Consider the following 12664-nt stretch of genomic DNA (forward strand, 5'->3'; position numbering starts at 1 on the left):
GCACCACCTCCGCAGGCGCCCTGTCGACCCCCTGTCACCCGGCCGCGCGCACGAGCCGGCCCACGAGGTCGACGTAGTCCACCCCGGCCGCCGCGAACATCCGCGGCACCTGGGAGGCGGCGGTCAGCCCCGGCATCGTGTTGACCTCGTTGAGCACCGGACCCTCGTCCGTGAGAAAGAAGTCCATGCGGGCGACCCCGTCGCACCCCAGGGCGTCGAACATCGCGATCGCGGCGCGCTTGAGCGCCGTCGTGGCGGCCGCATCGAGCTGGGCGGGAACCGTGAACCGGGCCGTGCCGTCGTACTTCGTCGCGGTGTCGAAGAGCCCGGGCGCGTGGATCTCCAGGGGCGGGGCGGCCCACCGCACCCCGCCCTTCTCCCGCAGCACGGCGACGTCGATCTCCCGCGCGTGCACGACCTCCTCGACCAGGATCCGCCGGTCGAAGCGCGCCGCCCCCCGCAGCGCCGTGAGCAGGTCGCCCTCCTCCGTCACCAGGCTCACGCCGTGGCTCGAGCCGGCCGTGACCGGCTTGACCACGACGGCGCCCTCGAACTCCACGTCGCCGATGTCCTCCGCGGCGACCAGCCGCCCCCGGGCGGTGCGCAGCCCCACGGCCTGGGCCACGAGCTTCGTGGCCCACTTGTCCATGCCGATCGCCCCCGCCCGCAGCGCGGAGCCGACGACCGGCACCCCGGCGAGCGCGCACAGCGCCGCGAGGGCGCCGTCCTCCCCGAGCGCACCGTGCACCGCGGGGAACACGACGTCGCTCGCCGCGAGCAGCGGCAAGGCCTGCTGCAACGACGCCGCCGGACTCACGCCGGGCGGGATCCCGTCGGCCCGCCACACGCCGTCGCGGTCGATCGTCACGGTCGTGACGGTGTGTCCCCCCAACCGCAGCGCCGCCGCGACCGCGGCCGCCGAGGCGAGCGACACCTCGTGCTCGGGATTCCGTCCCCCTCCGATGACCAGGACCTTCATCGTCATGCCACGCTCCTCTTCACCCGCGGGCCGATGCCCGTGACGATGGTGTGCGGGATGGTGCCCGCCCACCGCGCCCACTCCTGCACCGACGGCACCGCGCCGCCGTCCGGCCCGAACACCGTCGCGACCGCTCCTCGGGGGAACGCCCTCCCCCCGGTGTCGACGACGATCTGATCCATCGACACCCGCCCGACGATCGGGTGCCGTTCCCCTCCGATCTCCACCCCCGCGCCCGGCGCGATCTCCCGCGGGACGCCGTCGGCGTATCCAACGCCCACCACGCTCAGGTGCGTGGCCACCGCCGTCGTGTGCGTCCCGCCATAGCCCACGACCGTGCCGGCCGGCACGGCGGCGCTGTGCACCACGGGCGCGGTGAAGCGCGAAGCCCCGACCAGAGAGACCGTCTCGGACGGGTCGATCCCCACGAGGCCGGCCCCCACCCGCACCATGTCGAAGTGCGTCGCGGGATCGGTCAGGGCGCCCGAGGTCGCCGCGAGGTGCACGAGCAGCGGTCCGAAGCCGACGCGCAGGACCGCGTCCCTCCCCTGGCGCATCCGCAGCACCGCGGCCGCATTCGCCCGCGGATCCGCGGCGTCGGCGCGGGGGAGGTGCCCCATCACCCCGACGACCTCGATCCGGCCGCGGGCCGCCCGCGCCGTGCGCAGCAGCTCATCCCAGTCCTCCACGGGGCACCCTCCCCGTGCCATCCCGGTGTCGAGATGCAGATGCACACGCACCGGAGCGGCGGCATCGGCCGCGAGCTGACGCAGCTCCTCGACGGAGCCCACGGCCACGTCGACCCCGGCGGCGGCCGCGGGCGGCGCGTCGATGCCTGCGGGGTGCAGCCAGGCGAGGATCGGCACGCGCAGTCCGGCCTCGCGCAGCGCGACCCCTTCGGCGACGTCGGTGACCCCGAGCCACTCGGCCCCCGCGGCCACGGCGGCGGTCGCCACGGCCACCATGCCATGACCGTAGGCGTCGGCCTTGACCACGGCCATGACGGGTACCGGGGCGGCCTCCCGCACGCGGCGGAGGTTCTCGGTCACGGCGGCCGGAAGGGTGGACAGTGTCGGTGCGTGGAGGCGGGACAGGGTCATCCCCTCCGCGAGCAGGGCCGTCATCGCTGCATCCTCGGGTCTTCCGTGGGGTCGGCGTACTGTGCGGGGCACCCGTCCTCGACGGCCTCCGGTCGCAGCTCGTAGTGCCAGGACTCGTTGCCGTAGGTCTGGCAGAGGCCGTAGCGCCAGCCGCGCTGCGTGAGCCAGTCGAGAGTGGGCAGGGGACCGAGGTCGACGGCGTCGCCGGAGACGTGCGCCGAGGTCTCCGCGGTCGCCACCCAGCGGCGCGCCTCCTCCTCCGAGCCGTAGTCCTCGATCGCGTCGCGGAGCAGCTGCTCCTGCAGGGCCGCCGAACGCCATCCGCTGTTCACGAGGAATGTCACCCCGTCGGCCTCCGCATCGGTTGCGGCGCGCTGGAGGGCGTCGAGCAGGGCGAGGTCGAGATTGCCGATGGCGACCCTGTCGACGTCGAACACCGTGGGCTGATCGCCGTCGCGGATCACGCCGTCGGCCTCGCTCGGGGCGAGTACCGATCCGGTCGGCCGATGTGGCTCGGAATCGGAACCGGTGGTGGCGGGCGCGACGATCGGGGCGGTCTCGGCGAACGCGGCCGACAGCGATTGCTGCACGGCGACGGCGGCGACCACGGCGAGCGCCAGCACGGAGGCCGTGGTGGCGATCCGCCGACGGCGCCGGGCACGGACGGCTCGGGGGGTGTGGAGGTCGTTCATGCTTCCAGTGAAGAGAGCACGCGGTTGTCACGGCGTATGGCCTTTTCCATACACGGGCGATATGCCGCACTGCGTAGGATCACTCCCATGCGTGTGCTGATCGTCGAGGACGAGCCCTACCTCGCCGAGGCGGTCCGCGACGGGCTGCGACTGGAGGCGATCGCGGCCGACATCGCCGGCGACGGCGACACCGCGCTCGAGCTCCTGAGCATCAACGCGTACGACATCGCGATCCTCGACCGCGACGTGCCCGGCCCGTCCGGCGACGACATCGCGCGGTGGATCGTCGCCTCGGGCAGCGGCATCCCCATCCTCATGCTCACGGCCGCCGACCGCCTCGACGACAAGGCCTCCGGGTTCGAGCTCGGCGCCGACGACTACCTCACCAAGCCGTTCGAGCTGCGGGAGCTGGTGCTGCGGCTGCGCGCCCTCGACCGCCGTCGACAGCGCGCGCGGCCGCCGGTGCTGGAGATCGCCGGACTGCGCCTCGACCCGTTCCGCCGTGAGGTCTACCGCGACGGCCGGTACGTCGCCCTCACCCGCAAGCAGTTCGCCGTGCTGGAGGTGCTCGTCGACGCCGAGGGCGGCGTGGTCAGCGCCGAGGAGCTGCTGGAGCGGGCGTGGGACGAGAACGCCGACCCGTTCACGAACGCCGTCCGCATCACCGTCTCCTCGCTGCGCAAGCGCCTCGGCGAGCCGTGGCTGATCCTCACGGTGCCCGGCGTCGGCTACCGCATCGGGGCCGACGCGGATGCCTAGGCGGCGCGGCCTCAGCGTTCGCCTCAAGCTGACCCTGAGCTACGCGGGCATCGTCGTCGTCTCCGGCGCGCTGCTGCTCGGGGCCGTGGCGGCGTACCTGCTGCGCTACGTGCCGGATGTGCAGATCCCCGTCGTCGATTTCTTCGTCCCCAACCGCTCGGATCTGATCCGGGCGTTCGTGCCGGTCGCGGCGATGGTGATGTTCGCCCTGCTCGTGATCGGCCTCGGCGGCGGCTGGCTGCTCGCCGGGCGGATGCTGGCACCGCTCGACCGCATCGGCGACGCGGCCCGGCTCGCGGCGCAGGGCTCCCTCTCGCACCGCATCCGCATGGAGGGTCCCAGCGACGAGTTCCGCGACCTCGCCGACGTCTTCGACACGATGCTCGAGCAGCTCGAGGCGCACGTCGCCGAGCAGCAGCGCTTCGCCGCGAACGCCTCGCACGAGCTGCGGACCCCCTTGGCCATCTCGCAGACCCTCCTCGACGTGGCCCGCACCGATCCCGACCGCGACGTCGACGCCCTGATCGGCCGGCTCCACGAGGTCAACACGCGCGCGATCGACCTCACCGAGGCGCTGCTGCTGCTGAGCAGGGCGGATCAGCGCACGTTCCCGCGGACGCTCGTCGACCTGTCGCTCCTGGCCGAGGAGTCCGTCGAGGCTCTCCTCCCGCTCGCCGACCGCCGCGGGGTCGAGGTCGAGGTGTCCGGCGTGCCGGCGACCGTGCTCGGCTCCTCCGCCCTGCTGCCGCAGCTCGTCATGAACCTCGTCGCCAACGCGATCGTCCACAACCGCAGCGACGGCGGCGGTTCCGTGGCGGTGCGCACCCATTCCCTCCCGCACGCGGTGGCCCTCGTCGTGGAGAACACGGGTGCGGAGCTGCACGCCTCGCAGGTCGCGACGCTCGTCGAGCCCTTCCAGCGCGGCACCGAGCGCACGCGCGGGACGGAGCACGCCGGGGTGGGTCTCGGCCTCGCGATCGTGCAGCGCATCACGCAGACCCATGGCGGCACCCTCGTGCTGACACCCCGCACCGGCGGAGGCCTCATCGTGACGGTCTGGTTCCCGCACCCCTCCCCCGGCTGACGTTTTCGAATCGCCCGATTGGCCCCATTTCAGCTCCGGATGGAACCATTCAGGCGATTCGAACGGGTGTCACCAGGGGCTGGGCTCGTAGTCCTTGAGGAAGACGCCGTGGATGTCCTCGCCGGCCTCGCCGCGCACGATGGGGTCGTACACCCGCGCGGCGCCGTCGACGAGGTCGAGCGGAGCGTGGAAGCCCTCCTCCGCGAGGCGCACCTTCGTGTAGTGCGGGCGCTCGTCGGTGATCCAGCCGGTGTCGACGGCCGTCATGAGGATGCCGTCCTTCTCCAGCATCTCCCCCGCGCTCGTGCGGGTCAGCATGTTCAGCGCGGCCTTCGCCATGTTGGTGTGCGGGTGGCCTGGGCCCTTGTAACGGCGGGAGAACTGCCCCTCCATGGCGGAGACGTTCACGACGTACTTCCGGCGCGACGACGACGCGGCCATCGACGCCCGCAGCCGGCTGATGAGCAGGAACGGCGCGGTGGTGTTGGCGAGCTGCACCTCGAGCATCTCCAGCGGATCGACCTGATCCACGGACTGCACCCAGCTGTTGACGCGGTTCACGTCCGGCACGAGACCGCCCGCATCGATCGCCGTGCCGTCCGCGTGCTTCTCGAGCGAGGAGGAGCCGGGGGCCATCGCGAGCCGCGCGAGGTCTTCGGCCGTGAGCGCCTGTCCCCCCTGCTCCGCGACCGTGCCGCCGAGCGCCGCGACCGACAGCAGCGGATGCGCGTCGACCGAGGCCTGCAGCGCCTGCGGGTGTGGGTCGACGGTGTGCCCGAAGGTCTCCATCTCCGGCAGCGGACCGTCCGGCAGCGGCTGGAGCTCCGCGTCTGCGAGCAGCGAGTACGCCCCCGGCGAGCGGCGGACCGTCTGGGCGGCGTTGTTGATGAGGATGTCGAGCGGGCCCTGCGCGGCGACCGAGTCGGCGAGCCCGATCACCTGGGCGGGGTCGCGGAGGTCGATGCCGACCACGCGCAGCCGGTGCAGCCAGTCGCCCGCGTCCGGCAGGGCCGAGAACCGGCGCACGGCGTCACGCGGGAACCGGGTGGTGATCGTGGTGTGCGCGCCGTCGCGGAGGAGGCGCAGCGCGATGTGCATGCCGATCTTCGCGCGGCCGCCGGTGAGCAGCGCGCGCTTTCCGGTGAGGTCGGTGCGGGCGGTGCGCTTGCCGTGGCTGAAGCGGGCGCAGTCCGGGCAGAGCTGGTGGTAGAACGCGTCGACGAGCGTGTACGGCTGCTTGCAGATGTAGCAGTTGCGGGGCTTGAGGAGCTCGCCGGCGATGGGGGCGTCGACCACACGGGACGCGAGGTCGTGCCCGCGCGTCTCGTCGTCGATGCGGTCGGGGGCGCCGGTGGCGGTGCGGGCGACGACGGCCTTGTCCGCCTCGGCGATCGCATCCCGGATCTCCTTGCGGCGCACGCGCTTGACCGCCTTGAACATGGCCGCGGTCGCGTGGCGCACGGCCACGAAGTCGGGGTGCTCGTTGTCGATGGTGTGCAGCTCGGCGAGGACGCGCAGCGTCGTGGCGAGGTCGTCGGGGTCGATGCCGGGGCCCAGGTCGGGGGTGGCGTCGGGCGCGTCGGTCATTAGGCCGATTTTACGCGAGGATTCCGGCCACCCGGCTCAGACGAGAGCACGCTGACGGCGCAGCGCGGTGAGCACGGCGCCGTTGGCTCCCGCCCACCCCCCGAGCGTCGCCGGCACGATCGGAGGGACGCGATGGAAGGTGGCCCGTTCCCTCACCGTGCCGGCGGCGAGGGTCACCAGATGGTGCGGTTCCTGGGCGAGGCCGCCGCCGATCACGATGCACCCCGGGTCCACCAGCGCGCACAGGGTCAGGAGCGCCTCGGCCAGCGCGGAGGAGGCGCGCTCCACGATGGCCTCAGCCACGGGCACCCCGTCCGCGGCAGCGGCGAGCAGCCCCTCCGGACCGCCCGTGCCGCCCAGGGCGTGCCAGGCACGACGCAGCGCGGGCGCGCCGATCACGGTCTCCAGGCACCCGCGGCGCCCGCACGAGCACGGGTCGCCGTCGGGTTCGATGGTGATGTGCCCCAACTCGCCCGCAGACCCGTGGGCCCCCGGCACCACCCCACCCTGCACGACGTGCGCACCGGCGATCCCGGTCCCGAGCGCCAGCACGAACACGTCGTCCGCCCCGGCTCCGGCACCCCACGATGCCTCGGCGACCGCGGCGGCGTGCCCGTCGTTGATCACGTCGACGGGGACGCCGAGGACCGCGCCGAGCTCAGCACCGAGCGGACGGCCGTCCAGGGCGGGGATGTTGGCGGAGCGCACGACAACTCCGTCAGCCTCGTCGACGAGACCGGGGATCGACAGCACGACGCGTTCCAGAGTCCGCTCACCGCGCACCGACTCGGCGATCGACACGAGCCCCTCGACGGGCGCGGCCTTCGGGGTGGCGTCCCGTCCCCGCGCGAGGGGGGTCGGCGGCTCATCCAGCGACGAGAATGCCGATGCGAGGAGGTGCTTGACGCTCGATCCCCCCACGTCGAGTCCGAGCACGAGCGGATCGCCGTCGTGACTGTCGCGTGTCGTTCGGCCGGAATCGCCGGGGGTCACGGCGTGGCCACCCGGGCGGCCGCGCGGGCCTCCCGCCGCACAGCCTGCTTGTCCGGGTCGGGAACCGGCACCGAGGCGAGCAGACGCCGGCTGTACGGGTGCTGCGGGGCGAGGAGGACGTCGTCTGCCGAGCCGGTCTCGACGATCTCCCCCTTCAGCATGACGGCGACACGGTCGGAGATCTCGTGCACGACGGCGAGGTCGTGGCTGATGAACAGGCAGGCGAAGTGCATCTTCTCCTGCAGCGTGCGCAGCACCTCGAGGACCGCGGCCTGCACGGACACGTCGAGCGCCGATGTCGGCTCGTCGGCGATGATCAACTCCGGCTCCAGGGCGATGGCCCTGGCCAGTCCGATGCGCTGGCGCTGGCCGCCGGAGAGCTCGTGCGGATAGCGGCCGGCATAGGACGTCGGCAGCTCCACGGCGTCGAGCAGCTCCGCGACGCGGTTCCGCCGCTGACTCGCGGTGGTCGGGAAACGCCGGCGCTGGACGAGCAGCGGTTCGGCGATGGCCTCCCCCACCGTCATGCGGGGGTCGAGGCTGGACCCTGGGTCCTGGAAGATGGCCCCGACCCGTGCGCGCAACTCCCGCTCGCGGCGGCCGGAGACGCCGCCGCGCCCCACCGTCTGACCGAACAGGGTCATCTCGCCGCCGGACAGGGGCAGCAGACCGAGGGCGGCGCGACCGAGCGTCGATTTGCCGGATCCGGACTCGCCGACGAGACCGACGATCTCGCCCGGCGCGATGCGCAGGCTCACCCCGTCGAGCGCGAGGAAGGAACGCCCGCCGCGGCGGTAGGTCACGCTCGCCCGATCGAGGGCGAGGACCGGGTCGGGCGCCACGGGCTCGGGTTCCCGCGGGACGGCCGTGGCGACGTCGGGGAGCGACGGCACCGCGCTCAGCAGCTTCTTCGTGTAGTCCTCGCGCGGGGCGGTCAGCACAGCGCGCGTGTCGCCGACCTCGACCATGGTGCCGCGGAACATCACGGCGACGCGGTCGGCGATGTCCGCCACCACGCCCATGTTGTGGGTCACCAGGAGGAACGCGGTGCCGGACTCGGCGGCGAGGCGCCGGATGAGGTCGAGGATCTCGGCCTGCACGGTGACGTCGAGCGCCGTCGTCGGCTCGTCGGCGATGATGAGCTGCGGCTCGCACGCGAGCGCGATCGCGATGACGACCCGCTGGCGCTGCCCTCCGGAGAGCTCGTGCGGATAGCTCTTGACGCGGCGCTCCGGTTCGGGGATGCCGACGCGCTGGAGCAGCTCCACGGCCCTCTCCCAGGCGTCCGAGCGCGGGATCTCGTTGTGGTTGAGGATCGCCTCGGTGATCTGGTCGCCGATGCGCATGCTCGGATTGAGCGCGGTCATCGGCTCCTGGAAGACCATCGAGATCTCGGCTCCGCGCACCGCGTTCATGTCCGACTCGGGCAGCGGCAGGAGTTCCCGGCCGTCCAGCCGGATGGACCCGGTCACCTGCGCCGTCCGCGGCAGCAGCTTCATGACGGCCATCGCGGTGACCGACTTGCCCGACCCGGACTCGCCGACGAGCGCGAGCACCTCGCCGGAGCGCACGTCGAGGTCGATGCCCTTCACCGCCTCCACGGCGCCATCCTCGGTGCGGAACGTGACTCTCAGGTCGGAGATCGACAGCAGTGCATCGCTCATGCGGCACGCCCCTTCACGTCGAAGAAGTCCCGGAGCCCGTCGCCGATGCTGTTGAACGCGCACACCGTGAGGACGATGCAGAAGCCCGCGGGGAAGATGAGCCACCAGGCACCGGCGTAGGTGTAGGTGATGCCGCTGGTCAGCATCGCACCCCAGTCCGTCGCCGGCTTCTGCAGCCCCATGCCGAGGAAGGAGATGTAGGCGACGAGGAGGATGGCGTCGGCGACCTGGAAGGTGGCGTTCACGACGATCGTGCCGACCGTGTTCGGGACGATGTGCCTGAGTACGGCCCGGGAGTGCGTGCCACCCATCGCCCGCAGCGCGAGGACGTACTCCCGTGACTTGAGCGAGATCGACTCCGCCCGCACGAGCCGGGCCGGCACGAGCCAGGACACGAGGCCGATCACGCAGATCATGAGCGGCACGCTCGGCCGGAGGATGGCGGAGAGGATCAGCAGGAGGAAGGTCGCCGGGATCGCGATACCCGCATCGACGACGCGCATCATGACGGTGTCGACGGTGCCACCGACGTAGCCGGCGATCGCTCCCCAGAGCGTGCCGATCACGGTCGCGAGGATGCCGGCGGCGAGACCGATGAGGATCGAGATCTGCCCCCCGATCATGAGGCGTCCGAGCACGTCGTAGCCCACGTCGTCCGTGCCGAGCGGGTGGCCAGGACTGCCCGGTGGCAGCATCGTGTTCCGGAGGTCGGTGTGGATCTGGTCGGTGGGGTGGATGAGGGGCCCCACGAAGCAGAACAGCAGGAACAGCGCGATCGTCACGATGCCGAAGATCGCGAGCTTGTTCTGCAGGAAGCGGCGCATGCCGCGCTGGCGCGGCGTCAGCGTGCGCAGGGCGATCGTTGTCGTGCTCACGACAGCTCCTCTCGGGTGCGGGGATCGAGCAGCGCCTGGATGATGTCGGCCAGCAGCGATCCGATGACGGTCGCGAGCGCGATCACCAGGATGCAGCCGAGCAGGACGGGGTAGTCGGAGGTCTGCGCAGACGTCCAGAACAGCAGCCCCATGCCGGGGTAGTTGAAGAGGGACTCGACGACGATCATGCCGCCGAACATCACCGGCAGGTAGTAGCCGAGCATCGCGATCACCGGCGTGAGGGAGTTGCGGACCACGTGGCGCGTGATGACCGTGCGCACCGAGGTGCCCTTGGCTCGGGCCGTGCGCACATAGTCCTCGGAGAGGTTGTCGATCGTCGCGGAGCGCATGTACCGCGAGAACGTCGCGATGATGCCGAGTGCCGCGGTGAGTACCGGCAGCACGAGTCCTGCCGGGTTCGCGAGCACAGCGCCCACGGTCTCGCCCTGCGGCGCCTGCGCCGGGACCAGCCGGAGCCACTGCGCGAACACAATCACGAGGATGAGGCCGAGGAAGAACGACGGCGTCGAGTAGACGATGAAGTTCCAGGTGGTCAGCGCGTAGTCGGAAGCCTTGCCGCGGCGGACGGCCTGGAAGATGCCCATGGGGATCGCCACCGCGAGCGCCACGATCATCGAGATCAGTGCCAGGATCAGCGTTTTCGGCAGCCGCTGGGCGATCGCATCGGAGACCGGACGGTTCAGTTTGAAGGAGTCGCCGAGGTCCCCCTGCAGGAGCTGTCCGAGGAAATGGAAGTACTGCTGCCACAGGGGCAGATCGAAGCCGTTCTCCTTGTTGAAGGCATCGATCTGCTCCTGTGTGGCCTGCATGCCGAGGATTCCGGCGGCGGGCCCCTGCGGCATGGCGAGGTGGAGCAGCGCGAACACGATCAGCGTCACGATGAGGATGACGAGCCCGCCCTGGCCGACCCGTCGTAACAGGTACCACCAGAATCGGGGGCCGCCGGCCCTCTCCTTCTTCTGCGCACTCGGCGCTGCTTCCACCACGCTCATGTCACCTGCCTGCTGTTACTCGGACCAGGACCATCGCTGCGGGAGGAACGACGCACCCGGGTCCTGGTGGGCGATGTCGAGTCCGTCACGGACGACGGAGACCTGGTACACCGGGTTCGGCATCCACATGACCGGGAGGTCGGTGGCGAGGAACTCGGAGTACTTCTTCGCGATCTCCGGGTCGGTGGAGAAGGCCATGGCCTGCACCAGCTCCTCGGCCTCGGGGTTGTCGTACTGCCCCGCGTTCCACTTCGTGTCCTTGGCGAACACGCGCTCGCCCGTGGCGTACGGCGGGAAGTACCAGCTGCCGGCGGTGCCGAAGAACACGAGCTCCCACGTGCACGAGGTGCCGGTCTTGCACTCCTGGGCCTGCGTGAGGACGGTGTCCAGCGGCTTGGAGTCGATCGTCATCTTCACGCCGATCTTCGCGAGCGACGACTGGATCTCCGCCATCATGTTGTCGGTCTCCTGCGAGCCGTTCTGCGTGGTGACGACGATCTCGGCCTTCATCCCGGCGGCGATGCCCTCACCGCACTGCCCGGCGCCTGCACCGGCGTCGGCGCACTCGAGCGTGCCGTCGGAGCCGGCGACCCACCCGTTGTCGGTGAAGAGCTTCTCGGCCTTCTTCAGGTCGAAGGGGTACGGGTTGTCCTTCTGCACGTCGGACAGGCTGTTCGACTCCGCGGTCTGCGGGATGGGGCCGTAGTCGGGCGTCGCGGCGCCGTGCCAGACGACCTCGGAGATCGTCTCCTGGTCGACGGCGTGCTGCAGCGCCTGGCGCACGTACAGCTGCTCGAAGAAGGGGCCCTTCTCCGGGTTGGCGAAGTTGTACGGCATGTACGTGATCGACCAGCCGGCCCACGGCTCGACGCGGTAGCCGAGGTCGGTGAACTGCTTCTCGTTCGTGAGCTGCGAGCTCGTCACGTAGCCGTAGTCGACCTCTCCGGAGCGCACGACGTTCATCTCGGCGTCCGCCGACGTGAACGGGAGGAACTTGACGTTCTCGATACTCGGCTTGTCCTCGCCGGTGTACTCGGTGTTGGCGGTGAGCTCCACGAGCCCCGAGTCCGACCAGCTCTTGACCGTGTAGGGGCCGGCGACGGTCTTCCACAGCTCGTTGGTCGCATAGGTCTTCATGTCCTCGGCCTCGGCGAAGAGGTAGTCGAGCACGGCCGCGGCACCCGCGGCGTCGCGGTCATGGTCGCCGATCTCGCCGTCGGCGCTCGTCTTGTCCCAGACGTGCTGCGGCATCGGGTACATGAGGCTGAGCTGGTTCCCGAGCAGGAACTCTTCGTTGTAGACCTTGTCCATCGTCAGCGAGAACGTCTTGTCGTCGATGGTCGTGAAGGCCGTGATGTTGTCGGGCATCAGGCCCGCGGAGTAGCCTCCGGTCTTCTCGCCGTTGAAGCGGACGAGGTTGTACCAGAACTCCACGTCGCGGGACGTCACGGGCTCCCCGTCCGACCAGTCGAGGTCGTTGAGGGTGATCGTGATCGTCTTCCGGTCCTCCGAGAACTCGTAGGACTTCGCGGCCGAAGCGCGCTCGTCCCAGCCCATCTCGCCGTCGACGCCGTTGTACTCGAAGAGTCGAGGCCACATCGTCGCCTTGATGGCGCTGTTGTGCGTGGCCATCTTGTCCGGCGACGAGATCGGCAGGATCCAGTTGGGTCCGGTGCCCACCTGCAGCGCGAAGCTGACGGTGTCCTTCTCCTCGGCCCCGCTGTCGCCCTGGCCGCCGGAGCAGGCGGTGAGGGCGAGCGACGCGACGGCGATCGCGCCCAGAGGGGCGAGCAGCCGGCGGCGCAGCGACTGAGATCGCATGAAAACCTCCTTGTTCAATGCCTCGTCACCGAAGCGTTCGTCCGAATCATGACGTACTTTGCATGATGCCCGAATAAAGTACGCGCACAAAAGCCAA

Annotated in this window: 11 protein-coding genes; 2 read left to right on the forward strand and 9 right to left on the reverse strand. The window is 70.8% G+C overall.

Annotated elements, in window-relative coordinates; genetic code table 11:
* Positions 1 to 34: 34 nt before the first annotated feature.
* The 3 genes from AUV07_RS01280 to AUV07_RS01290 are packed head-to-tail and all read right to left on the reverse strand — an operon-like array spanning position 35 to position 2771.
* Positions 35 to 985, reverse strand: coding sequence for a D-alanine--D-alanine ligase family protein (locus tag AUV07_RS01280; RefSeq protein ID WP_062633186.1), 951 nt, complete (start codon positions 983 to 985; stop codon positions 35 to 37).
* The gene (alr, locus tag AUV07_RS01285; protein WP_062633189.1) at positions 982 to 2103 is read right to left on the reverse strand and encodes an alanine racemase; all 1122 of its coding nucleotides are present in this window, start codon (positions 2101 to 2103) and stop codon (positions 982 to 984) included. Before alr ends, AUV07_RS01280 begins: the two co-directional genes overlap by 4 nt.
* Positions 2100 to 2771, reverse strand: coding sequence for a M15 family metallopeptidase (locus AUV07_RS01290; RefSeq protein WP_062633191.1), 672 nt, complete (start codon positions 2769 to 2771; stop codon positions 2100 to 2102). Before AUV07_RS01290 ends, alr begins: the two co-directional genes overlap by 4 nt.
* An 87-nt stretch (positions 2772 to 2858) precedes the next feature.
* Between AUV07_RS01290 and AUV07_RS01295 the strand changes: the two genes are divergently transcribed.
* Positions 2859 to 3530 (forward strand): response regulator transcription factor, encoded by a 672-nt coding sequence (locus AUV07_RS01295; protein WP_025104044.1) that lies wholly within the window; start codon positions 2859 to 2861, stop codon positions 3528 to 3530.
* Positions 3523 to 4614 carry a sensor histidine kinase gene (locus AUV07_RS01300; protein WP_062633193.1) on the forward strand — a complete coding sequence of 364 codons (1092 nt, stop codon included), beginning with the start codon at positions 3523 to 3525 and terminating at the stop codon, positions 4612 to 4614. The genes AUV07_RS01295 and AUV07_RS01300 overlap by 8 nt, the downstream gene beginning before the upstream one ends.
* A gap of 69 nt (positions 4615 to 4683) precedes the next feature.
* On the opposite strand, the gene AUV07_RS01305 is transcribed toward AUV07_RS01300, so the two are convergent.
* From AUV07_RS01305 to AUV07_RS01330, 6 genes are read right to left on the reverse strand one after another with little or no spacing between them, the layout of a single operon-like run.
* Positions 4684 to 6201: an SDR family oxidoreductase gene (locus tag AUV07_RS01305; RefSeq protein ID WP_062633195.1), complete on the reverse strand. Its 1518-nt coding sequence runs from the start codon at positions 6199 to 6201 to the stop codon at positions 4684 to 4686.
* 36 nt (positions 6202 to 6237) lie between these two features.
* Positions 6238 to 7137 (reverse strand): ROK family protein, encoded by a 900-nt coding sequence (locus tag AUV07_RS01310; RefSeq protein WP_180964544.1) that lies wholly within the window; start codon positions 7135 to 7137, stop codon positions 6238 to 6240.
* A 53-nt stretch (positions 7138 to 7190) separates the two neighbouring features.
* On the reverse strand, positions 7191 to 8858 hold the full coding sequence (locus AUV07_RS01315; RefSeq protein WP_062633199.1) for an ABC transporter ATP-binding protein: 1668 nt from the start codon (positions 8856 to 8858) through the stop codon (positions 7191 to 7193).
* A complete protein-coding gene (locus tag AUV07_RS01320; RefSeq protein ID WP_062633201.1) occupies positions 8855 to 9733 on the reverse strand; it encodes an ABC transporter permease in 879 nt (292 codons plus the stop codon). Before AUV07_RS01320 ends, AUV07_RS01315 begins: the two co-directional genes overlap by 4 nt.
* On the reverse strand, positions 9730 to 10746 hold the full coding sequence (locus tag AUV07_RS01325; RefSeq protein ID WP_082802807.1) for an ABC transporter permease: 1017 nt from the start codon (positions 10744 to 10746) through the stop codon (positions 9730 to 9732). The genes AUV07_RS01320 and AUV07_RS01325 overlap by 4 nt, the downstream gene beginning before the upstream one ends.
* Before the next feature lie 15 nt (positions 10747 to 10761).
* Positions 10762 to 12567: a peptide ABC transporter substrate-binding protein gene (locus AUV07_RS01330; RefSeq protein WP_082802808.1), complete on the reverse strand. Its 1806-nt coding sequence runs from the start codon at positions 12565 to 12567 to the stop codon at positions 10762 to 10764.
* Positions 12568 to 12664: the final 97 nt, after the last annotated feature.

Source organism: Microbacterium sp. CH1, assembly GCF_001595495.1.
Lineage (GTDB): Bacteria > Actinomycetota > Actinomycetes > Actinomycetales > Microbacteriaceae > Microbacterium.

Excerpts from the sequence above, each read along its gene's own strand:
- AUV07_RS01295 (WP_025104044.1), top strand. The coding sequence starts at position 2,859 with ATGCGTGTGCTGATCGTCGAGGACGAGCCCTACCTCGCCGAGGCGGTC.
- AUV07_RS01330 (WP_082802808.1), bottom strand. The coding sequence starts at position 12,567 with ATGCGATCTCAGTCGCTGCGCCGCCGGCTGCTCGCCCCTCTGGGCGCG.
- AUV07_RS01325 (WP_082802807.1), bottom strand. The coding sequence starts at position 10,746 with ATGAGCGTGGTGGAAGCAGCGCCGAGTGCGCAGAAGAAGGAGAGGGCC.
- AUV07_RS01315 (WP_062633199.1), bottom strand. The coding sequence starts at position 8,858 with ATGAGCGATGCACTGCTGTCGATCTCCGACCTGAGAGTCACGTTCCGC.
- alr (WP_062633189.1), bottom strand. The coding sequence starts at position 2,103 with ATGACGGCCCTGCTCGCGGAGGGGATGACCCTGTCCCGCCTCCACGCA.
- AUV07_RS01300 (WP_062633193.1), top strand. The coding sequence starts at position 3,523 with ATGCCTAGGCGGCGCGGCCTCAGCGTTCGCCTCAAGCTGACCCTGAGC.
- AUV07_RS01280 (WP_062633186.1), bottom strand. The coding sequence starts at position 985 with ATGACGATGAAGGTCCTGGTCATCGGAGGGGGACGGAATCCCGAGCAC.
- AUV07_RS01290 (WP_062633191.1), bottom strand. The coding sequence starts at position 2,771 with ATGAACGACCTCCACACCCCCCGAGCCGTCCGTGCCCGGCGCCGTCGG.
- AUV07_RS01305 (WP_062633195.1), bottom strand. The coding sequence starts at position 6,201 with ATGACCGACGCGCCCGACGCCACCCCCGACCTGGGCCCCGGCATCGAC.